This window comes from Pseudoalteromonas sp. BZK2, assembly GCF_014349195.1.
Lineage (GTDB): Bacteria > Pseudomonadota > Gammaproteobacteria > Enterobacterales > Alteromonadaceae > Pseudoalteromonas > Pseudoalteromonas simplex.
In genome coordinates, this window is the sequence record NZ_JACSOG010000050.1 from 1 (window position 1) to 24,976 (window position 24,976).

The 24,976-nt window shown below is 39.8% G+C and carries 29 protein-coding genes; 8 read left to right on the forward strand and 21 right to left on the reverse strand.

Annotated features, from left to right (window positions below):
• The first annotated feature begins 280 nt into the window (after window positions 1–280).
• The 3 genes from BIZ38_RS19980 (at window position 281) to bfr (BIZ38_RS19990) (ending at window position 3,576) form a co-directional block, all read left to right on the forward strand.
• The gene (locus BIZ38_RS19980; RefSeq protein ID WP_187491125.1) at window positions 281–2,416 is read left to right on the forward strand and encodes a TonB-dependent receptor; all 2,136 of its coding nucleotides are present in this window, start codon (window positions 281–283) and stop codon (window positions 2,414–2,416) included.
• 210 nt (window positions 2,417–2,626) lie between these two features.
• The gene (bfr, locus tag BIZ38_RS19985) at window positions 2,627–3,100 is read left to right on the forward strand and encodes a bacterioferritin (RefSeq protein WP_054552096.1); all 474 of its coding nucleotides are present in this window, start codon (window positions 2,627–2,629) and stop codon (window positions 3,098–3,100) included.
• A gap of 11 nt (window positions 3,101–3,111) precedes the next feature.
• Window positions 3,112–3,576 (forward strand): bacterioferritin, encoded by a 465-nt coding sequence (bfr, locus tag BIZ38_RS19990; protein ID WP_054552095.1) that lies wholly within the window; start codon window positions 3,112–3,114, stop codon window positions 3,574–3,576.
• 57 nt (window positions 3,577–3,633) lie between these two features.
• Here bfr (BIZ38_RS19990) and BIZ38_RS19995 read toward each other — a convergent pair whose 3' ends face one another.
• Window positions 3,634–4,107 carry a mechanosensitive ion channel family protein gene (locus BIZ38_RS19995; protein WP_187491126.1) on the reverse strand — a complete coding sequence of 158 codons (474 nt, stop codon included), beginning with the start codon at window positions 4,105–4,107 and terminating at the stop codon, window positions 3,634–3,636.
• Between the two features lie 58 nt (window positions 4,108–4,165).
• Window positions 4,166–4,621 carry a hypothetical protein gene (locus tag BIZ38_RS20000; protein WP_054552093.1) on the reverse strand — a complete coding sequence of 152 codons (456 nt, stop codon included), beginning with the start codon at window positions 4,619–4,621 and terminating at the stop codon, window positions 4,166–4,168.
• 181 nt (window positions 4,622–4,802) lie between these two features.
• Between BIZ38_RS20000 and BIZ38_RS20005 the strand changes: the two genes are divergently transcribed.
• Window positions 4,803–5,234 carry a hypothetical protein gene (locus tag BIZ38_RS20005; protein WP_138599963.1) on the forward strand — a complete coding sequence of 144 codons (432 nt, stop codon included), beginning with the start codon at window positions 4,803–4,805 and terminating at the stop codon, window positions 5,232–5,234.
• A gap of 222 nt (window positions 5,235–5,456) precedes the next feature.
• On the opposite strand, the gene BIZ38_RS20010 is transcribed toward BIZ38_RS20005, so the two are convergent.
• The 3 genes from BIZ38_RS20010 to hutH all read right to left on the reverse strand — a co-directional run bounded on the left by BIZ38_RS20010 (window position 5,457) and on the right by hutH (window position 9,678).
• The gene (locus BIZ38_RS20010) at window positions 5,457–5,843 is read right to left on the reverse strand and encodes a hypothetical protein (RefSeq protein WP_166340890.1); all 387 of its coding nucleotides are present in this window, start codon (window positions 5,841–5,843) and stop codon (window positions 5,457–5,459) included.
• A gap of 329 nt (window positions 5,844–6,172) precedes the next feature.
• Window positions 6,173–8,173 carry a urocanate hydratase gene (locus tag BIZ38_RS20015; RefSeq protein WP_138599964.1) on the reverse strand — a complete coding sequence of 667 codons (2,001 nt, stop codon included), beginning with the start codon at window positions 8,171–8,173 and terminating at the stop codon, window positions 6,173–6,175.
• Window positions 8,174–8,184: 11 nt separating this feature from the next.
• On the reverse strand, window positions 8,185–9,678 hold the full coding sequence (gene hutH, locus BIZ38_RS20020) for a histidine ammonia-lyase (RefSeq protein ID WP_138599965.1): 1,494 nt from the start codon (window positions 9,676–9,678) through the stop codon (window positions 8,185–8,187).
• A 120-nt stretch (window positions 9,679–9,798) separates the two neighbouring features.
• Here hutH and BIZ38_RS20025 point away from each other — a divergent pair, with 120 nt between their 5' ends.
• Window positions 9,799–10,695 (forward strand): LysR family transcriptional regulator, encoded by an 897-nt coding sequence (locus tag BIZ38_RS20025; protein WP_138599966.1) that lies wholly within the window; start codon window positions 9,799–9,801, stop codon window positions 10,693–10,695.
• Here BIZ38_RS20025 and BIZ38_RS20030 read toward each other — a convergent pair.
• From BIZ38_RS20030 to BIZ38_RS20065, 8 genes are all read right to left on the reverse strand, one after another.
• Window positions 10,673–11,170 carry a hypothetical protein gene (locus BIZ38_RS20030; protein ID WP_187491127.1) on the reverse strand — a complete coding sequence of 166 codons (498 nt, stop codon included), beginning with the start codon at window positions 11,168–11,170 and terminating at the stop codon, window positions 10,673–10,675. The genes BIZ38_RS20025 and BIZ38_RS20030 overlap by 23 nt on opposite strands.
• A complete protein-coding gene (locus BIZ38_RS20035) occupies window positions 11,163–11,552 on the reverse strand; it encodes a DoxX-like family protein (protein WP_138599968.1) in 390 nt (129 codons plus the stop codon). The genes BIZ38_RS20030 and BIZ38_RS20035 overlap by 8 nt, the downstream gene beginning before the upstream one ends.
• Before the next feature lie 49 nt (window positions 11,553–11,601).
• The gene (locus BIZ38_RS20040) at window positions 11,602–12,018 is read right to left on the reverse strand and encodes a DUF805 domain-containing protein (protein ID WP_138599969.1); all 417 of its coding nucleotides are present in this window, start codon (window positions 12,016–12,018) and stop codon (window positions 11,602–11,604) included.
• A gap of 186 nt (window positions 12,019–12,204) precedes the next feature.
• On the reverse strand, window positions 12,205–12,732 hold the full coding sequence (locus BIZ38_RS20045) for a DUF4240 domain-containing protein (protein WP_138599970.1): 528 nt from the start codon (window positions 12,730–12,732) through the stop codon (window positions 12,205–12,207).
• Entirely contained in the window at window positions 12,729–12,923 is a 195-nt protein-coding gene (locus BIZ38_RS20050; protein ID WP_036971837.1) for a YwbE family protein, read from the reverse strand. Before BIZ38_RS20050 ends, BIZ38_RS20045 begins: the two co-directional genes overlap by 4 nt.
• Window positions 12,924–12,982: 59 nt before the next feature.
• Complete coding sequence (locus tag BIZ38_RS20055) at window positions 12,983–13,429, reverse strand: hypothetical protein (RefSeq protein WP_138599971.1); 447 nt, start codon at window positions 13,427–13,429, stop codon at window positions 12,983–12,985.
• A 2-nt stretch (window positions 13,430–13,431) separates the two neighbouring features.
• Window positions 13,432–13,704: a hypothetical protein gene (locus BIZ38_RS20060; protein WP_138599972.1), complete on the reverse strand. Its 273-nt coding sequence runs from the start codon at window positions 13,702–13,704 to the stop codon at window positions 13,432–13,434.
• Entirely contained in the window at window positions 13,697–13,903 is a 207-nt protein-coding gene (locus BIZ38_RS20065) for a hypothetical protein (protein ID WP_138599973.1), read from the reverse strand. The genes BIZ38_RS20060 and BIZ38_RS20065 overlap by 8 nt, the downstream gene beginning before the upstream one ends.
• 88 nt (window positions 13,904–13,991) lie before the next feature.
• On the opposite strand from BIZ38_RS20065, the gene BIZ38_RS20070 reads away from it, so the two are divergent.
• Window positions 13,992–14,798: an ion transporter gene (locus BIZ38_RS20070; protein ID WP_171041553.1), complete on the forward strand. Its 807-nt coding sequence runs from the start codon at window positions 13,992–13,994 to the stop codon at window positions 14,796–14,798.
• 63 nt (window positions 14,799–14,861) lie between these two features.
• Here BIZ38_RS20070 and BIZ38_RS20075 read toward each other — a convergent pair whose 3' ends face one another.
• From BIZ38_RS20075 to BIZ38_RS20100, 6 genes are all read right to left on the reverse strand, one after another.
• Window positions 14,862–15,311, reverse strand: a complete 450-nt coding sequence (locus tag BIZ38_RS20075) for a hypothetical protein (RefSeq protein WP_187491128.1) — start codon at window positions 15,309–15,311, stop codon at window positions 14,862–14,864.
• Window positions 15,312–15,380: 69 nt separating this feature from the next.
• The gene (locus BIZ38_RS20080; protein ID WP_187491129.1) at window positions 15,381–15,668 is read right to left on the reverse strand and encodes a hypothetical protein; all 288 of its coding nucleotides are present in this window, start codon (window positions 15,666–15,668) and stop codon (window positions 15,381–15,383) included.
• Window positions 15,669–15,674: 6 nt separating this feature from the next.
• A complete protein-coding gene (locus BIZ38_RS20085; RefSeq protein ID WP_187491130.1) occupies window positions 15,675–16,055 on the reverse strand; it encodes a VOC family protein in 381 nt (126 codons plus the stop codon).
• 322 nt (window positions 16,056–16,377) lie between these two features.
• The gene (locus BIZ38_RS20090) at window positions 16,378–16,812 is read right to left on the reverse strand and encodes a GNAT family N-acetyltransferase (RefSeq protein WP_138599975.1); all 435 of its coding nucleotides are present in this window, start codon (window positions 16,810–16,812) and stop codon (window positions 16,378–16,380) included.
• A gap of 123 nt (window positions 16,813–16,935) precedes the next feature.
• A complete protein-coding gene (locus BIZ38_RS20095) occupies window positions 16,936–18,894 on the reverse strand; it encodes a methyl-accepting chemotaxis protein (protein ID WP_138599976.1) in 1,959 nt (652 codons plus the stop codon).
• Window positions 18,895–19,179: 285 nt separating this feature from the next.
• Window positions 19,180–19,791, reverse strand: coding sequence for an FMN-binding negative transcriptional regulator (locus BIZ38_RS20100; RefSeq protein WP_138599977.1), 612 nt, complete (start codon window positions 19,789–19,791; stop codon window positions 19,180–19,182).
• Window positions 19,792–20,399: 608 nt separating this feature from the next.
• On the opposite strand from BIZ38_RS20100, the gene BIZ38_RS20105 reads away from it, so the two are divergent.
• Entirely contained in the window at window positions 20,400–22,448 is a 2,049-nt protein-coding gene (locus BIZ38_RS20105; RefSeq protein WP_249362625.1) for a TonB-dependent siderophore receptor, read from the forward strand.
• 133 nt (window positions 22,449–22,581) lie between these two features.
• On the opposite strand, the gene asd is transcribed toward BIZ38_RS20105, so the two are convergent.
• Window positions 22,582–23,718: an aspartate-semialdehyde dehydrogenase gene (gene asd, locus BIZ38_RS20110; protein ID WP_054552076.1), complete on the reverse strand. Its 1,137-nt coding sequence runs from the start codon at window positions 23,716–23,718 to the stop codon at window positions 22,582–22,584.
• A gap of 119 nt (window positions 23,719–23,837) precedes the next feature.
• The gene (gene yegS, locus BIZ38_RS20115) at window positions 23,838–24,734 is read right to left on the reverse strand and encodes a lipid kinase YegS (protein ID WP_187491131.1); all 897 of its coding nucleotides are present in this window, start codon (window positions 24,732–24,734) and stop codon (window positions 23,838–23,840) included.
• A gap of 131 nt (window positions 24,735–24,865) precedes the next feature.
• Between yegS and BIZ38_RS22045 the strand changes: the two genes are divergently transcribed.
• A partial coding sequence (locus BIZ38_RS22045) for a helix-turn-helix domain-containing protein (RefSeq protein ID WP_222938042.1) occupies window positions 24,866–24,976 on the forward strand: 111 nt, incomplete at its 3' end.

Below are 24,976 nucleotides of genomic sequence, written 5' to 3' on the forward strand. Positions count from 1 at the left end.
AATTTCTCATTTAGAACAACTAAATAACGAAATTTTTGCCTTGTTATCAACGAGGTTTTATTGCCTCAAAATAGACTACTTAATTAAGCGGATTGGTATAAAAACACAGCTACAGTCCTGCTAAACCTAATAGCTATTTGCTAAATAACTAATTTAAAAGTAGGTACAAAACAATACAGCTAATTATTGCAAACAATTATCATTAGCCTTGCCTTTACACTTCTTTACATTTAGACTGCCGCACAATCACATAATAAATACCGATTTAACAAGGACAAGCATGTTAAAAACCTCACTTACTCTGGTCGCTCTTGCAATTAGCGGCCAATCATTTGCTGATAATGCCATCAATAAAAAACTTACCGCAGAAGAAATGGAACACGTTGTTGTATCGGGCAGCCGTGTATTTGAAAGCATTGATGAAGTACCCGCTTCTGTCACGATTATTAGCCAAAAGCAAATTGAAGAGCATTTAAAAGTTAATCCAGAACTACAAAGCTTACTTGCGCAAATGGTACCTGGTCTTGCACCTGATACAGGTAGTTCGAGTAATACAGGTCAGAGTTTACGTGGCCGTGCACCACTTGTGATGATTGATGGTGTGCCACAATCTACACCACTCAGAAACGGTTCGTTAGGGGTCAAAACACTCGACCCAAGTGCCATTGCACGTATTGAAGTGATCAAAGGGGCTACCTCTGTTTATGGTAATGGTGCATCGGGCGGTATTATTAACTACATCACAAAACAAGCAACAAGTGATGGTCAGCCTGAAGGTGAAATTAGCCTATCTTCACGCTTTAGTGCAGTAAAACTTGAAGAAAGCGCTGGTGCCCGTGTCTCTGCAGCGATTAACGGCAGAGCTGATAAAGTTAGCTACTTATTTACCGCAAGTTACGAAGAAAATGGTGTTCAACGTGACGCAGAAGGCGATATTCTTGGCTTACAATATGGTTTATCTGATGCAGTAACCGAAAACTACTTCACCAAACTAGGTTATGATTTTGACGATGAGAAGCAACTGCAATTTAGCTATAACTACTTTAGCTCTCAACAAAAAACCGATTTAGGTGACGTAGTTGGTAACCTAAACGATGGCGAAAAAACCTATGCCATTCATGTACCTAAAGAGCTGCAAAAGAAAGGTAAACCACAAGGCCCAGATGGTAACGAAAACATTACCTTAAAATACACAGACTATGCCCTGTTTACTAATACCCAAATGACGCTCGATCTTTACATGCAAGACATCGAGAACGTGTTTTTCTTTTCTACCAACCTAGCTAACCCAGACGAAGGCTACGAAGGCGGCCAATCAATTATTCGCTCTGAAAAGAAAGGGGCGCGCGCTACCTTTAATACCCTTGTTGATTTTGACAATGTTGAAGCTACCTTCATTTATGGCCTAGATGCACTGAATGATGTGACGTCTCAGCCACTTGTAGATGGCCGTGTTTGGGTACCAGAAATGGATATGGAAAGCCTTGCTGGCTTTTTACAAACAAAATGGGTTATCAATAATGATTTAGTTATTAAAGCGGGTGTGCGCCAAGAGAGCATTGATTTAACCGTTGATGACTATGAAACCTTAAAGCTTTGCCGCTCAGAAACACAGTGCTCAGTGCCGCTTAGTGTAAAGGGTGACACCATAGATTATGATGCAACCACTTATAATGTAGGTGTGAAATACAATTTACTTGAGGCCTTCAGCCCGTTTGCCAATTATTCACAAGGCTCTGATATCTCAGATATTGGCCGCCTATTACGTGCAGCAACGGTAAATGATATTAGCTTAATTCAAACAGAAGCATCAATCATCGATAACTATGAAATTGGTTTTACCTCACAGTTTGATGACTTACGTTTTGAATTTGCAGCCTATCGCAGTACATCAGAATTTGGCACCACGAATAGCTTTAATGAAGTAACTGGTGTGTATGAGCCGGTACGTGCACCGCAAGAGATTTGGGGTTACGAAACATTAGTTGATTATAAAATTAATCCAACTCTAAAACTGGTTGCAACTTACAGCTATGTTGAAGGTAAAAACACCGAAGACGACATTTACTTAGGTTCGCGCCAAATAAGCCCACCAAAAGGCACTGCTAACTTAAACTGGCAGCCTAATGATGAATTATCACTGACGGTGAGTTATTTATATGTGGGTTCACGCAAACGCTTTGAACCAAATACAGACGGCGATTATGTTGGCGACCAAGGGCCAATTAGCAGTTACAACCTGTTCAACCTAAGCGGCCGTTATAACTTTAGCGATAACTGGCAAGCGTTTATGGGTGTAGAAAATCTATTTAACAATGATTACTACCCTGCCCGTGCCCAGTCATACACCTACGGTGGCTATAACATTAAAGGTTTAGGTACCACTGTGACACTTGGTGCAACCTATAGTTTCTAAATTAAACTTTGTTTAGAACAACAAGCCCTTCTTAGTAAGGGCTTTTTTCATTTAAAAATAGAAACGATAAACTGTTCATTTATCAACCATTAACGCAAACTTAAACGAGAATCACAATCAATAGTAAACAACTGATTTACAAAGGAAAAAGTTTGCAATCTTGTTTTTATATACTACAATTACCGCAACTTGGAATTTGAGGACAGCATTATGAAAGGTAACCAAAAAGTCATAGATAGTTTTAACAAACTACTCGCAAACGAATTAGCTGCTATAGATCAATACTTTATTCATTCTCGTATGTATGACGATTGGGGCCTAAATAAGCTGTATGAGCGCCTTAACCACGAAATGGAAGAAGAAAAAGATCACGCTGATTGGTTGATCAAACGTATTCTGTTTTTAGAAGGCGTACCAAACATGACTAAGCGTCGTGACCTATTAATTGGCTCAGACGTAAAGAGCATGATGCAAAATGACCTTACACTTGAGCTAGAAGTGGTTGACTGTGTTAAAGAAGCCATTGCCATCTGTGAACAAGAAAAAGACTATCAATCACGTGAAGTGCTTGAGAAGCTATTGTTTGATACAGAAGAAGATCATGTTTACTGGTTAGAACAACAGCTTGGTCTAATCGACAAAATTGGTAGCCAAAACTACCATCAATCTCAAATGGGCGAATAGAGGCTAATTGTATGAAAGGTGATAAAAGCGTCATTGCTGCACTTAATAAAGTATTAGCGAATGAATTAGTAGGTATTAACCAATACTTTTTACACGCTCGTATGTTTAAAGATTTTGGTTTTTCAAAATTAGACAAAGCTGATTACAAAGTATCTATTCAAAAAATGAAAAACGCCGACCGTTTAATTGAGCGTATTTTGTTTTTAGAAGGTTTACCAAATTTACAAGATTTAGGCCGCCTACGTATAGGTGAAAACTCTGAAGAAATGATCGAAGCGAATATGAGCTTTGAACTTGATTCATTACCTGATCTTAAAGCGGCAATTAAACTTGCTGAAGAGAAAAAAGATTACATCAGCCGTGAAGCGCTAGATAACATCTTAAATGAGCAAGAAGAACAGATTGATTGGCTTGAAACACAGCAGCAGTTAATCAAAACCGCAGGGCTTGAGAATTACCTGCAATCTCAAATGTAATTTGCTAAAACTTAAAAAAGCAGCCTAGGCTGCTTTTTTTATGGCTAAAATTTGTGATTAATCGTCATCGCGATCAATGATTGACACTTTATTACTTAAAATTAAAGAATTAGGAATTAAATGCACCGCTCCCTCGCCTTTAATTGTGATATAGCGCAAATTAAGATCAATCACAGTGCCCTTTGAGTTACTCACTTCAATGTAATTACCAAGCTTAATGGGTTTATAAAGCACAATCATGACACCTGCGACTAGGTTTGAAATAGCATCCTTCAACGCAAAACCCAAAGCAAAGCCTGTTAGGCCTAAGCCAGCAACTAACGCGGCTACGTCAAAACCCAGTTTCGATAACGCCAGCACAATACCAATGAATAATAAAATAGCGCGCTGCGAGTTAGAAATCAGCCGAAAAGTTTCAAGAGCGGTTGAATCAAAGCGACGTTGAAACTGTTTAATAGCGCGGTCAATAATAAGGCTTGCTATATAAAAAGCAGCAAGCACTAAAAATGCTTGAATAAATTGGCTAGTCATAGAATTATCAGTTAAAAAATAAAGCCATCATAGGCTTAAAATTGTGTGATGGAAACTATTATTGCTTTTCAAACACACAAGACACGTCAGGTTTACTCAGCGTGTAAGTAATATCGGCATTATCTTTAAAACGCAGATCTTCTGTTGTTGAACCGTTGTCGCCTTCATTATCACAGCGAAAATAGCGCTTAGTTCTAACAATGCCATTTACAAAGTATTTTAACTTCGAACTGACAACACAGTAGTTAGGGATCTTCTTCACCTGGGTTCCGTTATGTAAGTCACTAAAGTCGATTAACGTTCCTAACCTAAAGCCTTGCGTAGGTTCTTTTATCAATGCAAAGGATGCGTTTTGGCAAACCGCATCGCTACCCTCTTTTACTTTATAATTGCCTTGTTTATCTTTTATCAAAGCCAAAAACTGCGTTTTATTGCTTGGCTTTACATCAAGCAAAGCACTTGCATAAGACGATGTTGAAAACAAAAAAAACACTAAACAAAAGTAATATCTCATTGAAAATCCATAAACTTATAGACACTTAACTAGCATAGCATGCTGATTATGGTTGGTGAATTAATTACCTACTAGTTAATACGACTAAAACATGAAATTAGTTCTGTGATTTAACTTCTCATAGGAAACAAAGCTGTTTATATGCTATAAATTTTAAAGTGACATCTTTGGAGGGAATCTTATGAAATTAATCAAACTAATTACCTTAACGACATTTCTTGCTTTAACAAGCATGCAAAGCCTGGCGAGTGATGACGAATGGAAATCGATTGCCGAGAAAAAGGTAAGCTACAAAAGCGAAACCGATACTGTTAACCCAATCACTAGCAGTCGTTACAGCCATATTAAAATTAAATGTACTCATGGCACAGTGAATCTTAAGAAAATTAAAGTTATTATGAATACCGGTGAAGAAAAGGTGTTTGATAACCTTGGTGTTTTAACCAAAGGAATGTCATCACGTAGCTTAAGTTTACCTGACAAAAACGACGCCAAACTCGATAAAATCAAACTTGAATATGAATCGGTAGGCAGCACAGCCCTGAGTATGGCAGGTGTAACCGAAAAAGCCGAAGTCGAAATTCTCGCGAAAAAAGCTAAGAAAGATGATTAAAGTTGCGAGTCAATGATCTTTGAGACCATGCACCTTAAGTAGCAGCAGCTTTATACTGCTACTTTTAAATACAAACGCGAGAAACACGTTTCACGCCTAAGTTATAAAACATTAGGCACTAGGATTTAGGCTCTAGGACGCGATATAAATTCGCTGCTACTTGTTCGGCGTTAAAACGCCTCCTACAAACTTGTAACTCGCTAACTTTACTCTCGTATCTCGCTAACTTTGCACTGATTTGTCTAATTTAGTTACATGAGCTTTGAGCTCTGCAAGCTGAAGTTTTTCGCCTTGTTGAGCATTCATCGCTTTGGCAAAATAGTTGTTGGCTTGATGCTGATCACCTTCATGCTCATAAATGAGTCCAATGCGAAGATAAGTAAAAGCAAGATTATTAGGGCCTAACTCTGTTTGCAGAGTTTTAGCGCTATCAAGCTCAAGAATTCTTGCAAGTGCATTTAACGCATAGAGCGCACTATCGCTCGAACCTTTAATGTACTGAGAATGAGCAAGTTCTAGCTCTTTTTTAAGAAACTCGGCTGTAATTTCATTTGCGTTTGTAGGTACAGCTAACGAGACTAAAGCAGCCAAGGTTAAAACTTTAAACATATTAAACCTCCTTTTAAAATGTGTTTTACAGATTAATCAAACTTGATTAATTGGTCAAACTTTACTCTCTTACCTCGCTAACTTCTCTTTTAACGCGCTAAAGCACGACTTACAAACGCGCGAAACAAGTTTCACGCCTACGATGGTGCCTTGTAGGTCGTCATTTATGGCGACAAAACATTGAAAATTTTCACATAGAATCGGCTTCAGCCGTGAACCTTTAGTGTTCAGCGTAAAAACGCCTCCCAAACGATGCGCTATTTAATATTTTTTGGCAATAAAAAAGGCCATGTTGCGCTTACAACATGGCCTTTTTGCATTGACACAACTTAGAAATCTAAGTTTGATAAAACATCATCATCAACGTTATTAGACAAGGTCACTTTAAGTTTAGGGGTACGCGCCATTTCACGTTTAATCGCAAAATTAGCTTCTTCGTTACGCGCCCAACTACGACGAGCAATACCGTTGTTTACATCAAATAAGAGCATAGATTTCAAACGACGCTCGGCAGCTTCACTACCATCGAGTAGCATACCAAAACCGCCGTTGATCACTTCGCCCCAGCCAACACCGCCACCGTTGTGGATAGATACCCAAGTAGCACCGCGGAAACCGTCACCAATTACATTGTGAATCGCCATATCTGCTGTGAAGCGGCTACCATCATAAATGTTTGATGTTTCACGGAAAGGTGAATCAGTACCACTTACATCATGGTGGTCACGCCCAAGAACAACCGGACCAATTTCGCCACGATTAATAGCATCATTAAAGGCTTTAGCGATTTCAGCGCGGCCTTGTGCATCGGCATATAAAATACGAGCTTGCGAACCAACAACCAGTTTGTTTTGCTTCGCATCTTTGATCCATGTGATGTTGTCTTGCATTTGCTGTTGGATCTCTTCAGGCGAGTCTGCCATGATTTTATTTAAAACGTCTGCAGCAATCGCATCTGTTTTATCAAGATCTTCAGGTTTACCTGACGTACATACCCAGCGGAATGGGCCAAAACCGTAGTCAAAACACATTGGGCCAAGAATATCTTGTACATATGATGGGTATTTAAAATCAATACCGTTTTCAGCCATTACATCGCCACCAGCGCGTGATGCCTCTAGCAAGAACGCATTACCGTAATCAAAGAAGTAAGTTCCTTTTGCCGTGTGCTTGTTAACAGCATCGGCGTGGCGTTTAAGCGTCGCTTGTACTTTTTCTTTAAATACTTCTGGCTCTTCACGAATTAAACGATTTGACTCTTCATAGCTGATATCAACCGGGTAGTAACCGCCTGACCATGGGTTATGAAGTGAAGTTTGGTCTGAACCTAAGTGAATGAAAATATCTTCAGCTAAGAAGCTTTCCCATACATCAACCACGTTACCGATAAAGGCAATTGAAACCACTTCTTCATTTTGCTGAGCCGTACGTACACGCTCAACAAGCTCTGGCATGTTATCAATTAGCTCATCAACCCAACCTTGTTGATGACGCTTAATAGCTGCTTTAGGGTTAACCTCAGCACACACGGTAATACAGTTAGCAATGTTACCCGCTTTAGGCTGCGCACCACTCATACCGCCTAAACCAGCAGTTAAGAAGATCTTACCTTTTGGTGATTCGCCTTTTTCCAGTACTTTACGGAATGCATTCATTACCGTAATGGTTGTACCGTGAACAATACCTTGTGGGCCAATGTACATAAATGAACCCGCAGTCATTTGACCGTATTGAGTTACACCCAGTGCATTGAATTTTTCCCAGTCATCCGGCTTCGAATAGTTCGGGATCATCATACCGTTCGTTACAACCACACGCGGTGCTTCAACTGATGATGGAAATAATCCCATAGGGTGACCCGAATACATGTGTAGCGTTTGGTCTTCTTCCATTTCGCTTAAGTACTTCATGGTTAATAAGTACTGCGCCCAGTTTTGGAATACCGCACCGTTACCACCGTAAGTGATTAGCTCTTCAGGATGCTGTGCTACTGCAGGATCAAGGTTATTGTCGATCATTAACATGATAGCGGCAGCTTGTTCGCATTTAGCCGGGTAATCACTGATTGAGCGCGCTTTAAGCTCATAGTTAGGCTTAAAGCGATACATGTAAATACGGCCAAATTGCTTAAGCTCAGCGGCAAATTCAGCGGCTAATTCTTTGTGCCATTCTTTAGGGAAATAACGCAATGCGTTACGAATCGCTAATTGCTTTTCGTCAGCCGATAAAATGTCTTTACGTTTTGGAGCACGGTTTGCATCACTTGGATACGGTTTTGGCTCTGGTAATACGCTTGGGATACCTTGCTTAATTTGTTCTTGAAAAGTCATTATTTGCTCCCTTAGTTAACTTTAAACGCTTGCGATTTAACAAGTTCTACCATGGCATCAATGTCTGGCTTAAGTAAGCGGTCTTCTTCTAATTTGGCAACTTTGCTGCGAATGAGCGCAAAGTTTTCTTCAATGATGTCTGAACACTTGTTAGGACGTCTAAATTCGATTGCTTGCGCTGCATACATCAGCTCAATAGCAAAGATTTTATCAAGGTTACCTAAAATCTGGTTTAACTTACGACCAGAGATACTACCCATAGATACGTGATCTTCTTGGCCCATTGATGTTGGTACGCTGTCTGCTGATGGTGGGAAACACAATGATTTATTTTCTGTTACCAATGCCGCAGTCACATATTGCGGGATCATCATGCCAGAGTTTAAGCCACCCGATGTCGTTAACAAACGTGGTAAGCCGTGTAAGCCCTCAAGCAGTAAGTAACAACGACGATCAGCAATGTTACCAAGCTCTGCCGCTGCGATTGATGCGTAATCTAATACCATAGCAAGTGGTTGACCGTGGAAACCACCACCCGAAATGGCTTCTTCTTCGCTGATCACAATTGGGTTATCTGTTACAGAGTTCATTTCTGTTTCAGCAAGCTCTTTTAAATGGTAGTACGCGTTACGCGATGCACCATGAACTTGTGGAATACAACGTAATGAGTAAGGGTCTTGAACACGGTCACAATCAGTGTGTGAAGCCATGTTTTCAGAGCCTGCAAAAAAGCTACGCATACGTGCTGCAACTTCAACATTACCTTTAAAAGCACGAATTGCGTGTAACTCTTCACGGAACGGTGATTCGCTACCTTGCATACCTTCAATGCTCATAGCACCTGCGATATCTGCAAGGTCTAATAAGTAACGCATTTTAGTAAGCGCAGTAATGGCATGCGATAAAATAAACTGAGTACCGTTAATTAATGCTAGGCCTTCTTTAGCATGTAAATCTAAAGGCGCTAAACCATGCTCTTTTAATACCTCTGCTGCTGGCTTGATTGTGTCGTTTACCCAAAACTCACCTTCACCTAAAAGAGGTAAGAATAAGTGTGATAACGGTGCTAAATCGCCTGACGCGCCAACTGAGCCTTGCTCTGGTACAACAGGGATAATATCAAGTTCAATAAACTTAAGCATACGCTCAACAACGGTTAAACGAATACCTGAAAAACCTTGGCTTAATGCGTGTACTTTGGTGATTAGCATCAGCTTTGAAATCGGTTTAGCGATTGGCTCACCCACACCAACAGCGTGTGTGATCAATAAGTTCTTTTGTAAAAGGTTAGTTTCTTCTGGAGAAATTTGTGTATCACACAATGGGCCAAAGCCCGTATTGATACCATAAATGGCTTTATCTGAGGCAGCCATTTTGTCTACGTTTTGGCGGCTTTTATTAATTTTATCAATTGCTTCTTGGCAAAGCTCTGCCTGTAACGTACCGGCTGCAATAGCATTAACGCTATCTAACGTTAATTGGTCAACACCATACTTAAATGTCATTTATAACTCCTAAAGAACAGGATTAAGTTTTATTTAGATGGAGTCTAGCTTGCTCTAGTTGTTTTACAAATGCATAATTATCGTTATTCATTCCAGATTTATCGAACTTAAAGAAGAGCTATGCAAGTTCATGACGTAGACCTGCGCTTATTGCGCGTTTTTGTAGCAATTGTTGAGTGTGGCGGGCTTTCAGCCGCAGAGTCACGTTTGAATATTGGCCGCTCCACCATCAGTGCGCATTTATCAGATTTAGAAGTAAGGCTTGGTATTAAATTATGTAAACGTGGCCGCAGTGGTTTTGAAATAACAGACGCTGGCGCCATCACTTATCAGGCATCAATTGAACTGCTTCAGCAATGCGAAGCCTTTGCTAATACCGTAGCAAGCTCTAAAAACGAGTTATCGGGGCGTTTAAGTATTGCCATGATAGATACCATGGTCAGCGACCCACGTTGTGCCATTCCCCGCGTAATCGCAAAGTTAAAGGGCAAAGGTAAAAACATTCAGTTCGATATTAATGTGTGCGAGGCACGAGAGGTAGAAACCGCAGTAGCCAATGGCCGTTCATTAGTAGGAATTGGTGTTAGCCGCCATCATATTCGCGGGTTAGATTACACCGCCCTACACAATGAAACTAACTTTTTGTATTGCGCAGTCGGTCACCCATTATTTGAGTGTGAAGATAAACAAATAGATGAGCTCATTAAAGAAGCCGAAGTGATTACCAGTAACTACATGCGTGATAAAGAAAGCCGAAACGACGGTTTAAACTATCAAAATAGTGCTGTTGCTTATCATGATGAAGGTATTGCACATTTAATTTTATCGGGTGAGTTTATTGGTTATTTACCCGATCACTACGCACAGTTCTGGGTCGATAAAGGCATTTTTAAAGCTATTCAACCGAGTAAATATCACTACGATATTCCTGTGGTATTGATCACCTCAAAAACGAATGCCAGCTCGCCTTTAGCAAATGCCATGATTGACGAAATTAAGCGTTGTTATTCGGTTTAGCTTTAAACTTTTTTATTAAACTAAAAGCAATCAAAATCAGACCAAAAATACCAAGCAATATACGAGCTATGTTGCTTTTAAATAGCGCCTGTTCATAACTTTGAATCATTTTACCATTAAGTTTTAATTGATGGACTTTATACGCTTCGGCACTTTTATCATACGAAGCCAAAATATGAACGTTATCATTTAAGCTAATTGGTAAGTTAGTTGGTCTAAGGAATGTAGTCGTCTTCTCAGTACCAACAACTGTCATGAGTTTACATTTAAATTTGCCACAATTTCTATGTGAATCATAAAAGCGTTGTACTACGCCCTGCTCATCTATTAGTTGCTCTTTTATAGGCAAATCCAAAAAATAGGATGCGGCAATAATCTGTACTAACCCTATAAAAAATAAATAAGAAGATAAAAATTTTTTTTCTTCTTTTTTTGTGAATTGAGTTATTGGTGACTGGTGCGGCGTATTAAGCATTGAGCTGTGGTTCTTTGAGTTCTTTAATTAATACGAGGCTAAAGGCGATCAAAGCAAGGTTTGTAGTCACAGGATTAAACGCTTCGACTAACAGTGCGGGCTGTAAAACAGCAACAAACAGCATTAGCCCCACTAAAGCAGCTATGTTGAGAATATTGATTAAGATTGATCGATAGAAAATAAAAAACAGCACGGCAAATATAATTTCACCTATGCCAGCTGCCCGAGTAATGAGCATTGAAATTTCAGCATTAAAACCAAAACTTGCCGTCATTTGTTGTTCTAAGGGGGCTATGTGAAGAAGTTTTGGCATCAGCCCATGATAAAGCCAACTAAAGCTGATAATAAATCTAGCTATTTGAATCGTTGTTAAATGCTTCATTAGACACGTTTGTTTTGTGTGCTCTGATATTCAGAGCACACAGTAAAGCTTATAAGCTAGTAGGTTTACCGAAACGGTTCTCAGCTTCATCACCTGCTAAAAAGCCATTTTCGATTAACGCCCAAATACCACCAATCAGTGGAACTAAGCCAATCAGCACCCACCAACCTGATTTATTACGGTCGTGCCAGCGTTTAACTTGAACCGCAAGCGAAACCCACATAAGCGGGATATAAAAGATTAGTGTGATTACAGAGATTGCTGTTTCATTACCACCTGTTAATAATGCAACTACGAACATAAAAACAAATGAAGCTACAATAATACCTAAGAAAGAATACCAATAAGTCTTACGAGGAATACGTCCTTTAAAAGAAAATAAGATTTCTTTCATGCTTAAGGTAGTTGTTTCTGTTGACGCTGTAGCAAGGTTTGCTTCTGGTGCTTGATATACGTTTTCTGACACTGTCATTTCCTTTGATATGTGTTAAGCAAACTAACTAAACTTAGCCTGCTGATTTATATTGTTAAATTAGCTGAATATAGCGTGAATAAGATACCACAAAATGATTAAATATAGGTACTAAAAATTTCTGAAAGCTATAGAAAAGTAAGTATTAGCGCATAAAAAAGCACCCTTAGGTGCTTTTAATTAGTTCGGTTGTTGCCAATATTTGGCGTATAAATTTGGGTAAGTTTGTTTTAAAAACTTGGCCTTATCTTTAAAGCGTTTACCTTTTGGTTGCTCAAGGCCTGATGGTACAAAGGGTAATTCGTCATCATTACGCTCTTCGTAAAGCATACCGGCAATTAAATCGTACTCATCTAAATACGGGTAAGGCTGTTCGTTTAAATGATAAACAGGCGTACACTCAGCAATTGAGTCTGGGTTTTCAAGCGCTTTCAAAAAAGCCTGTTCACCACGTGAAATAAGCCAACATAAAAACTCAGAAAAACCATAATCGTCGTTACATCCGGCCATCACATATGCAGCGCCAAATAAATCCCAGGTATAAGCTTTACGCATACGTAGGTTAAACTGCTTATCGAACTCCATCAGCTGTTGGTCAGATAAATCAGTAAGCTTTGCTTTTAATACATTACAAACAGACTCAGGCTCGGCAGTTTTATCTTCGGCAGTCACGAGTTGCCAAAATTCACTTTCGCTTAAAACACTCATGATAAAATCTCTTTCACGCGCCCTACTTGACCATCATCAAGCTGTACTTTAATACCATGCGGGTGATTTGGTGATTTAGTTAAAATACGGGATACCACACCTTGAGTTAACTGACCTGTTCGTTGATCTTGTTTTAATACAATGTTGACTTCGCAGCCAATTGAAATTTGTGAACGCGTAGGCACTGCCATTGCTATATCTCTTTCAATAATTTTTGCCGATTATAGCCATTTGCAGCTGGCTTACCAAATTAAACCTGTTTGATTGGGCTGTTTTTAAGCAGCGCCTTTGGCAATATCTCATTTAAACGTTCAGTGATGGCTTCAGCTTTACCTTTTATTTGAAAGTCATAACCTTGGCCGTTGCCATCTAATATGACGGCTAAATAGTTATCAGCAACTTTCAGTTGCGTAATACGGCTTAATTCAACAGTCTTTTCTTGCTCGCCATAATAAACCTGCTTAACCGTTAAGCTCGTGTCTGTTGTCGTGAGTGTTTTACTCAGGGCTGTTTTGGCTGCAAATTTTTCTGTTGAGCGATAGGCTTGCACCATAAAAGCAATTGCAAATATAAAACCGGTAAAACTTGAAATAGGTAATGAGTCTGATTGCAAGCTGTACACACCTACACAAATAAATAACACAGCAAGAGCCAGGTTTAATCTAACCATCTGTTTAGGGTCTAAATTTAAGTACATTATTATTCCTTTAAAAATGAAATTGCTTTTACATTGATAGCTAAATCTTTTGCACTCAATTCTTTGATAATTAGACTGCTAATTAACTGGGTTTGCTCAGCGGTTATCGGCAGCTCTTTACAATAACAACTGACTTTTAGTGATTGCGGTAGCTTTTTTAGATCAGCAGTATGCGTTAACCATGAAAATTCGTGTACTTGTTCTTTTGCTAGTTCGCACGCTTGCGTTAAAGCAACTCGAATAACCTTATCTAGACGCTTTTCTGTTTTAGTCATGTTCTGCTTGTTGTTTTTTAAATTCTTCGTAACTGTCTTGCTGGCGTTTAACACACTCATGGTATTCTTTATCTGCCAAATAATTGCATTCACTTAAACGTGCTGATTGAATTTCATGATAACGGGCATCAGAGCTACACGCTGATAAAACCACAGCAAGCGTTGCAATCACGGCTAATTTTAAAGCGTTAAAAAACATTAAATTTCCTTCATGTAGTTATACATTGGTGCTGCAATTTCCTGTATATTGCGTGGGTTTAAATATTACAACCAAAGGGTTCTATATGATGTTGTCGCAGTTACAACAGCTGTTTCAGCGTATCGATAAAAGTAAAATTTTTCAATCATTTGTTATTGCTGTCATTGTTATTTCAGCACTAACTGTGGGGGCACACACCTATTCGTTACATCCAACAGTTGAGCTTGCCTTACATTGGATGGACTTAGGTATCACGGTATTCTTTTTAGTTGAACTGGTGATCCGCTTTATCGCAAGCCGAGGCTTTAAAGACTTTTTCAGCAAAGGTTGGAACATTTTCGATTTTATAATCGTGGTGGGTAGCCTTTACCCTGCAGCAGGCTCAACAATTTTTATCGCTCGATTACTGCGTATTTTCCGCGTATTGCGACTAGTGTCGATGATCCCAGAACTTAGACTGCTGGTTAACTCGCTTCTAAAAGCTATTCCGCAAATGGGCTATATCGCCCTGCTCATGTTCGTGATCTTCTATATTTATGCCGCCATGGGTAGCATGCTGTTTGCTGACATCAACCCAGTACTGTGGGGCGATGTGTCTATTTCGATGCTCACCCTATTCAGGATTGCCACGTTTGAGGATTGGACCGATGTTATGTATGAAACGATGGCTGTGTATGAGCTCAGCTGGATTTTTTATCTAACCTTCATCTTTTTAACAGCCTTTGTATTTTTAAACATGATGGTTGGTGCTATTTTAGAAGTTATGTCTGAAGAGCATCGTAACGCCCGTGAAGAGCAAACATCTGATGCCGACATGCCTGCAACTAAAGGGCAAATTGCTCAGCTGCAAGCTGAAATGGCCGAACTAAAACAACTACTGAAAGAAAAGCAGTAAGGTTTTTAGCTATTAGGCGCTAGGACCTAGACCCTAGCGCCTCCAATTTAAAACTTATAAATATCAAGCAGCTCTTTGCAATCTAACTGAACCTGAAAATTTACGATCCAACTCGATAATTTCTTCTTTTATAGCTTTCACTTTCTCTTGAGCAGCTGGATGCTCTAGTAAACCTAATTCAATAATGCTTGTGCATTTATTTATAAATGTTTCAGTTGAATTATTTTTCGGAATAAAAATTACATATGCAAACTCAGGCATCAAACTTGGTGTACAGCCACCTGGTTTAAGCAATATATTTTTAGGTATAGATTTATTAGTCGATAGAGTGTCAGTTAAATCAAAATCAACTTTAACGGTATTAGTCTCAGAGGCTTTTATTAGTTTTAAATTTGTGACCTTGATTAAGTGAACTGACTTAAATTTTTCGTAAAAGTTTTCTAATGAATACCCACAATTACAAGCAATAGCTGAAAATGATTCAAAGCTGAGTAATAAAAAAGCACCCGCCAAACAATTCTTAAAATGTCATTAAGCCCACCATTTAACCTCAAAGCACTTGTTTAAATTCATGGGTTACTCTCAAAATAAGCTTGATATCTGGCCTTCTGCTATTTTTGTATGACATATAAACAATTCAATAGGCATACCAATATACATACCTTGATGAGCTGATGAATCCAACACTTCTATAAATATATCAGCAGTTTCTCCATCAAAGAACTCTTTACCCTCTTCAAAAATAAGTCTACAGCTGGTATCAACACGGTTCAAATACGAAATTCGAGTGTAACAACCACTTCCAGTATATCTAAATGCATGAGGGGGGCGATCTAAGAATAAGAATGTAACTTTTGCTGTAATATTCATTACATATCATCCTCTCTTTTCTACCTTCCATGGCGGGTTTAAGCGGTTTTCTCCGGCCCAATACAATTTGATTTTATTCCCTGATGGGTCTTTTAGAATTGCTTCCGTCCATAAATAACGCTGTGCAGTAGGCGGCTGTTCAAAGCGAATGCCTTTTTCAACAAGGCTTGCATAGAGCTCATCGAGCTGCTCATGTTCAAAATAAATTACCGCACTATTATTATAATTACCGGTTTCTAATGACAGCGAAAATGTGGCATCACCATCAGGGCATTGAAAGCGTGCGTAATGCGGAGTATCTACTATCTGAATCATTCCCAATGTTAAGTAAAAAGCCACCGCTTCATTCATATCCTTTACAGGTAACGTCACCTGATTGAGATTCATTTGCTACTCCCATGTAATGATTTATTCGCTGCTTCAGCATATCGCGTTCATTGAATTAAGCAAAAGATAAGTGACGAAAGTAAAGTTAACGAGTTTCAAGGGGAAAGTTAGCGAGTTACGAGGGTAAAGTTTGCGAGATACAAGTTTGTAGGAGGCGTTTCAACGCCGAACATCTAAATTCACGGCTGAAGCCGTTCCTACGAGATTCATCGTAGGCGTGAAACTTGTTTCGCGCGTTTGTAAGTCGTGCTTTAGCGCGTAATTAGAAAAATGTTTAAAGTTTTGTCGCTATAAATTTCGACTTTCACGGCTGAAGCCGTTCCTACACGAGTTCCATGTGCAATATTGGAAATGGTTTGCCCATATCATCTAAAGGCGAGCGTGAGGCAATTTTAAAGCCCCTATGTTGATAAAATCCAACCGCAAGTAGGTTTTGCTCATTAACATCCACTTTGTTGGCAGCTAATTGCTCAACTGCATAGTTGAGTAGTGCTTTACCTATGCCCTTACCTCTTGCGGCATCTAAAATGAACAACATTTCTATTTTGCATTCATGTACGCCTATAAAGCCTAAAATTGCCTGATGCTCATCCTTAATGCACTTTAATGTCACATTCGGAAACGCTTGCTCGATAATAATTGGCTTAAAAAAAGCGATGTCGTCTTCTGTTATAAAATCATGGGTTGCTCGAACTGAGTTTTCCCATACAGCAAGTAGCTCTGGGTAATCTTCAGCGTTCACACTATCTATTTTCATTATTTGCCATTTTATAGGAGTTTTCGTGCTTTGTGTTCTCTAATCAAATAACAAAATGATTCGTTACACGCTTTAGTTATTTATTCCATTAAAGCATGCAAAGTATATGAAACAAAGAGTATTTTACACTTTAAACTTACCCACTAAATCATTTAGAGTTTTCGATAACAGGTTTAGTTTTTCACCATTGCCTCTGGCACTATGGGCAATTTCGCTTACATCATCAGCCGCATTTTTTATTTCAACAACATTGCGGTTAATGTCTTCTGCTACATGCTGTTGCTCTTCAGCTGCAGTGGCAATCTGTGTATTTAAATCGCTGATATTGACGATAGACGCAGTTATTTCGCTAAATTGCTGTTGTGCTGAATGGGCTAACTCCACTGTTTTGTTTGTGCGATCTAAGCTGGTTGTCATCTCTTTTGACACTTGATCAGACATCTTGCGCAACGTATCTAACTGACTTGCTATTTCTTCTGTCGATTCTGAGGTTCTTTGTGATAACGCACGCACCTCATCTGCGACAACTGCAAAACCTCGACCATGTTCACCCGCCCTCGCCGCTTCAATTGCTGCGTTTAAAGCTAACAAATTGGTTTGCTCTGCGATGCCTCTTATCACGCTTAATATCGACATGATATTTTCGCTTTCAGCGTCGAGTTGGTTTATATCTTTAGTTGCTTTGGTGATCACCTTAGATAGAGATACAACGCTATCAACCGTTTTAGATATAACACTTTGTCCAAGCTCAGAGGCCTGTTGTGTTTGCGATGCAAGTTCGGCTGCATTGGCACAACTGGCAGAGACTTCATTGGCTGTCGCTGCCATTTCATTAATCGCTGTGGCCGCCATTTCGAGGGCTTGTTGTTGCTGAGATGTTGAGCCAGATAATTGCGCCGCTTGTGATGACGTTTGCGCCGAGGTATCACTCACATTTTGCGCACACTCATTAATTTGCGTGACTAAATCAGAAATCAAATTCAAAAATAAATTAAAGCTGTTAGCCAGTTTGGCCGTTTCATCGCGTGTTTTAATCACTAAACGTTTAGTTAAGTCACCACCACCTTGCGATATTTCAGTTAGACCATCACTCACTTCAACAATAGGTGCAGAAATTAATTTAGAAATATAGCTAGCTACAAGAATGAATACAGCAATCAAGATTGCACTGATGACTAAAATAGTAATCGTCATTGCATTTGCGCCACTCATTACTTCAGATTTTTCCACTAAGCCTATAAATTTCCAGCCTAGTTTTTGCGAGGTGTAAATATTCGCTAAGTAATCTTTGCCATTAATGTCAATTTCAAATTGACCCTGATTATTTTCAGCGAGCTGTTTGTATTTTCCGTTATTGACTTGTGCTAGCTGCTTAAACCTGTAATCAGCATTTTTTACGTCAACGAGTACATTGCCACTATCTTCAATCAACATTAAATAGCCAGTTTCACCAAGTTTAATGTTCGCAATAATATCGGTAAGACCCTGCAAGGATACATCCATGCCCTGCACACCAATAAGCTCTCCTGCTTGTTTAATCGCTTTAACAGTAGAAACAATTACCATGTCATCTGCTGCCCAATAATAGGCATTGGTTCTTACCGTTTTACCATTTGCTGCTTTGCCAGTTTCGTACCAAGGCCTTACTCTTGGGTCATAATTCGCTGTGACTTCACCCTCTGGCCATTGAATATAACCACCTTGCTCATTCCCCATGTAGATATAAGCAAGTCCCGGATGGGTGGCACCAAAGTGATCAAATAAACGAAAGGCGTTTTTTTCGATGTTACTACCACTTAGATGATCAAGCTTTTCTGCACTAGGTGATTGCATATGGGTTTTAACACCTTGCTTGGCGTCTAAGATAGCGGAATGGGATGCAAGATAATTGACGTTTTTCTCTATTTCAGCAAAAAACATACTGATACCGTTATCAACTTGTTTCGCTTCTCTTTGACTAAGCTCAGCGAAACTATCGAGGGCTTGTTGTCTTGTTTGTGTAATTACAAGCACAGCAATAATGATCAACGGCAGCGCAATTGCTGACGCAAAGGCGAGTTTTAATTTTTTTGAAATGTTCATAGCCAACTTCCAACTAAGCACTTAAGAAAATATAGTGAGGCCTTGGAAGTTCAGCAAATAATTAAGTGTTTATTTTTATGGGGCAAAGCAAGCTTGACCACATAAAGTTAACGTGAAATTTATACCCCTTATGCTTGCTTTTACTCAAAACTTACCTGTTAAAAATATGACATTTAGTTGACAGACACGTGGAATGTACTAACTTTAGTTTTAGTAATTAACATGCTTTTAACAAAGTATTGCTAGATACTTTCCAACCAATTGGCAGCATTTGCTGGATGCAAATTAGCTGCCTATTCCTACTTCATGTTTAAGCATATAGCAAAGTAAAGCTTGGGCATCAGGGTGTTTATCTGCTTTTAACCCTGTTAAAACACCTTGTTGATCCGCCGCCGACTTATGCTGGCCTAACTTCTCTTTTGCCTGAATTGAGTCAAGTTCGATTTTAATACCCACTATGCCACGCAGTAATTTGGCTTGATAATCAGCTGGCAACAAACTGGTGTCGTTTAAAATACTTGGCTCGTATTGGCTAATTAACTCATTTAGGCAGGCTAAGGTGTTGTCATCATCAAGGTATTCTATTATGCCTTGGGCATGCACCGCAGCGTAGTTCCAGGTCGATACAGCTGGCTTCTCACTATACCAAGTGGGTGAAATATAACTATGTGGGCCATTAAAAACCACTAATACACGGGTATCTTGCAAGCTTTTGCCATGACGATTAGCCCGTGACACATGACCATATAAGGTACCAAACTCGCCCTCATCGGGTTTATACACTAATGGTAGATGGGTTGCCTCAAACTCACTATCAACCATTAATGCAAAGCTGTAGGTTTTGATAAACTGCGATACTCGCTCTGGTGTCATTTTCCACTTGTTGGGTGTGTGCATGCTTTTCTCAATTTTTTAAAAATTGCTCCGATTGCTTGAATCTAACATTGTAATTGATCAAGAGTTTTCTACTAGCCTTTAGCCACGACTTAAATCACAAATAATGTTATGTCCTTTAACCAATTCGAAAAAACTAACAAATCAAAAGGCCTTTTAACTGCACACCTAATAAATGATAATAATTTACATTACCATTTATTAAGTGATATATTCCCACTAATCGGTACAGGGTGTTGCGGATTTTAATTAATTGGAGACTGAAGAAAAACTCTTCTTGTCTCTTGGTTACTAAATCAATGTTAAAGGATATACACAATGGAAATTTTTAAACTGCCGCAATATCTATGGATTAATGATTCCAACTATCTAAAGAGAAAAACCTCCGTTTTGCTGGGGATATCATAAGCCCACTCCATGATTTTCCACTCGTCATGACTTTCAACATGACACAACAATAGCCTAAACATAGGCCTCACTACTTATAGACGTAATAGGACTACGGATAAAAAATGACAAAGACTAACTACTTTAAACTCACGCCTGTCGCACTTTCTTGTTTAGCGATATTTAGTCAATCTTTACAGGCTGAGCAAAAAAAGCATCACGATATGGAAGTACTCACAGTCGTGGGTGAACAAAACAATGCTCAAAGCTATAAAGTTGAGCAAATGAGTACCGCAACGGGTTTAGAGTTATCATTTCTTGAAACACCACAATCAACCACAGTCGTGACTGAGCAAGCGATAAAAGATCAACAACTAAACTCTGTTATTGAAGTGATGAACAGCGTAGCGGGGATTAATACCCGCCCTTCTGACAACGACCGATACTCAATCAGTGCCCGCGGTATTGGCGTAAGTAGTATTTTGTATGACGGTGTGGCGACAACCTACGATACACGCTTTAACTATGGTGACAACTTAATGGATAGCGCAATTTATCAGCGCATAGAAGTTGTTCGCGGAGCAACTGGTTTGATGTTAGGTGCGGGCAGTCCATCGGCAGCTATCAATTTAGTGCGTAAGCGTCCGACAGAACAATTTCAAGCAAACGTAAGTCTAAGTATTGGTTCATGGCAACAGTTACGCGGTATTGTTGACTTATCGGGAGGCTTGAATCAAGACGCAAGCGTTCGAGGTCGAGTCGTCATAGCATATCAAGATCGCGAAAGTTATCAGCATCGTTACGAGCAACAAAGACAAACCCTTTACGGTATTATTGAAGCAGATTTAGGGCGTGACACATTACTAACCTTAGGAACTGATTATCAAGATACCAAGCCTGAAGGCTCAATGTCTGGTGGATTACCGCTATTTGACAACCAAGGTAATAGAACTAATTACAGTCACCACACATCAACTGCTCCTCGCTGGGCATCATCTAAAACCAAAGCGTTGAACAGCTTTGCCACGATTGAACATAACTTTAGTGATGACTGGCAAGTTAAAGCGAGCTACATCTATGGCGATAACGATTTAGAATATGATGTGTTATGGCCAACGGGTAACCCAGACCCAATAACCAATGAAGGAATGATACCTGGCTCACTGGCATTTATTGATGGCAATCGCACTCAACATACATACGACTTAAAATTATCGGGCCGTTTTATGTTACTCGATCGTTCTCAACAAGTTCTAATTGGTGTAAATCAGCAGAAACAAGAGTTTGCCAACCCATATTATGGCTCTTTAAATGAAGCACCGCCTTTGGGTGATTTTAGAGATAAAAACTTTACTTATCCCACCCCTCAATGGAGTGATGAAATCTTGTATGGCTCATGGGGAGAAACAAAGCAACAAGCAATATATCTTGCTTCTGATATTGAAGTAACTGACGCGCTTTCAATGGTTATAGGCGGACGGATTGATATTTGGGAAACTGAGCAAGACAATTTCGGAACCGTTCATAATTACGAAGTTGATAATGAATTTACCAGTTACATTGGCGCTACCTATACTGTTGGGCAAAATGTATCTTTGTATGCTAACTACACCGATATTTTCACACCACAAAGTAGAGTTCAATCCGATGGCAGCTACCTAGATCCTGTTAAGGGAAAAAACTACGAAGCAGGTGTTAAAGCAAGCCTATTTGAAGAAGCGCTAGACACCTCATTTTCAGTGTTTGAGATCCGTCAAGATAATGTTGGCGAAGCAACAGGAGAAACATTACCTGGTACTACTGTGCCTATTTACCGTGGTATTGATGGCACCAAAACGCAAGGATTCGAATTTGAAGCAAATGGTTCAATTAATGAGCATTGGAATGTTTATTTTGGATATAGCCAATTTGAAACAAAAGACCCTGATGGAGAAAAGATAACGACCACTAGCCCAAAACACCAAGTAAAGCTTTTCAGTACTTATGAATTAAATAATATACTAAGTGGTCTACAATTGGGAGCTGGTTTTAATTGGCAAAGTGAAATCAATAGAAATGTCACTAAGCCTGATAGAAGTTCAGTTGAGGTTAGTCAGCAAAGTTATGCGCTTTTTCGACTAATGGCAAGATACAACGTAAACGAACAACTTACATTGCGCGCTAATTTAGAGAACGCATTTGATAAACGTTATTACAGCCAAATTGGGTTTTATAACCAGTATCAATATGGCGCACCGAGAAACTTTAGTATCACTGCTCAATATCGTTTTTAATAACATACACGAGTAATAACTAAATTCGCCTCTATATACGAGGCGAATTTAGAAACAGAGTAAAAATCAGCTGAGTTTTCAACAGAAGCTCTGAGTTAGTAGAATAAGGTTTTATACCCAAGTAAAACCAGTTCTAGCCATCGACAATAATACGTAACATGCGACGCAGTGGCTCAGCAGCACCCCATAACAGTTGGTCACCAACCGTAAACGCACTGATATACTCTGGGCCCATCGCTAATTTACGAATACGACCTACCGGAATAGACAGCGTGCCAGTTACTTTTACAGGCGTTAAGTCTGTAGCGGTAATGTCACGATCATTCGGGATCACTTTGACCCACTCATTGTGAGAAGCAAGAATTTCTTCAATTTGCTCAACGCTAATGTCTTTGCGCAGCTTAATTGTCATTGCTTGTGAGTGACAACGCATTGCACCAATGCGAACACATAAGCCATCAACAGGGATAGGTTGTTCACTGCTGCCTAAAATCTTGTTCGCTTCAACTTGCGCTTTCCACTCTTCTTTACTTTGACCGCTTGGCATTGGTACATCAATCCAAGGGATAAGGCTACCGGCTAGAGGCACTCCAAACTGGTCTTGTGGTAAATCGCTTGAGGCAATTTTTTCGGTGACTAACTTATCAATCTCAAGAATCGCAGCATTTGGATCTGCCAGTTTGTCTGCCACTGTTTCGTGAATTGCACCCATTTGCGCAATTAACTCTTTCATGTTGCGTGCGCCTGCACCAGAAGCCGCTTGATATGTCATTGGGCTGACCCATTCAATCAAGTCTTGTTCAAATAAACCGCCTAGGGCTAATAGCATAAGTGATACGGTACAGTTTCCGCCCACATAGGTTTTAACACCTTGCTCTAAACCCGCACTGATAACGTCTTTGTTTACTGGGTCTAGCACAATAATACTGTCGTCACTCATACGCAATGCCGATGCCGCATCAATCCAATAACCTTGCCAACCTGATTCACGTAATTGCGGGTAAACGGCTTTGGTATAGTCACCGCCTTGGCAAGTGACAATAATATCCATCTTCGCAAGCTCAGCGATATCATTGGCATCTAAAAGCGGTTTAGCTGGGCCAGCAAGATCAGGGCCTAATTGACCGGTTTGTGAGGTGGTGAAAAAAGTCGTGTCGATATTAGAAAAATCATTTTCTTGCTGCATACGTTCTAATAACACAGAGCCAACCATGCCCCGCCAACCGACTAATCCTACTTTTTTCATTGTTTGTTCCACTGTTTGATTCATTCAAATTACCTAAACTGTTAAAAATTAAAGTCCATTGCGTGAGAATTTAATTTTTACAGGAGTAATCTAGCATTGCGGTCCAAGCAAAACCAGCGCAAACCGAGTAACATCAAAATTTTTCATCTTAGCATCGGACAAGCGTCTGGTAGTACTATGTTTAGCGCGCCAGCATGCACTTTAAAATGCTGTTGTTTTGAGCTGATTGGCTCGCCATCTAAGTTTATTGGCATTTCTGTTTGTGTTTGCCATTCAAGCCAAGGCACTTGATAGCGTTTTACCCACCGTTGTGAAAAGTTAGGGTAATTGCTGAGCTCTTCAATAACCGCTGGTACATCTGAGATTGCAAATGATGTAAACGCCACTAAATCAACCAAGCCATCATTTATGTACGCATGGGGCGCAAGAGGCTGACCGCCACCCGCTTGGCGGCCATTACATACGGCAGCGGCAATAATATCGCCCGAAGTACGTTCACCATCAGGCAGCGTTAACTCGCCACTGTAAGGTACAAAACTCAGCGCTTGTACAAGACCAGCCAAGGTATACGCCCCACCACCGAGTAAGTTTTTCAATGCAGGCGGTGTGGTTGCGGTAATTTTTGCCCCAAAGCCAGCACTGGCTACGTTTACAAAATAACGCTTATCAACCTCTACCGTATCAATTGCATGCGACTTACCTTGTGCGGCAAGTTTCAGTGCTGGCAAGTACCCGTGAGGAATATTAGCGGCTGTAGCAAAATCATTCGCCGTGCCCATAGGTAAAATAGCAAGCTCTAAACGTTGTGACTTTTCCAGTTTCATTAATGCATTAACGGCTTCATTAACGGTGCCATCGCCACCAGCTACGACAACACGCTTTACACCCTCTGTGACGGCTTCATTAATAAAGCGCTCAATGTCACCGCCTTCATAAGTAACACGCACTGCAAGTGGCTGACGAGTTCGAAATTGACCGATGGCATCACGGAGCTGCTCATCAGCCGCTTTTTTACCATTTATAATTAACCGTAAGTCCATTTTTATACCATTCCGCTTAAATATCTGATCTAATATAGGCTATATAAAATCACCGGCTAATAACATTGAATTCAAACATATCTGAACAGCTTTTAGCGCTTTCTCGTAAAGAACCAAACGCACGAAAACGCATGCGATTGCTCGCAGTGTCTTTATTTTATGAGGGTAATAGCCGAACCGATATTGCAAAACGTCTAAACACTGCAAGAAGTAGTGTGAATAAATGGGTTTCTAGTTACCTA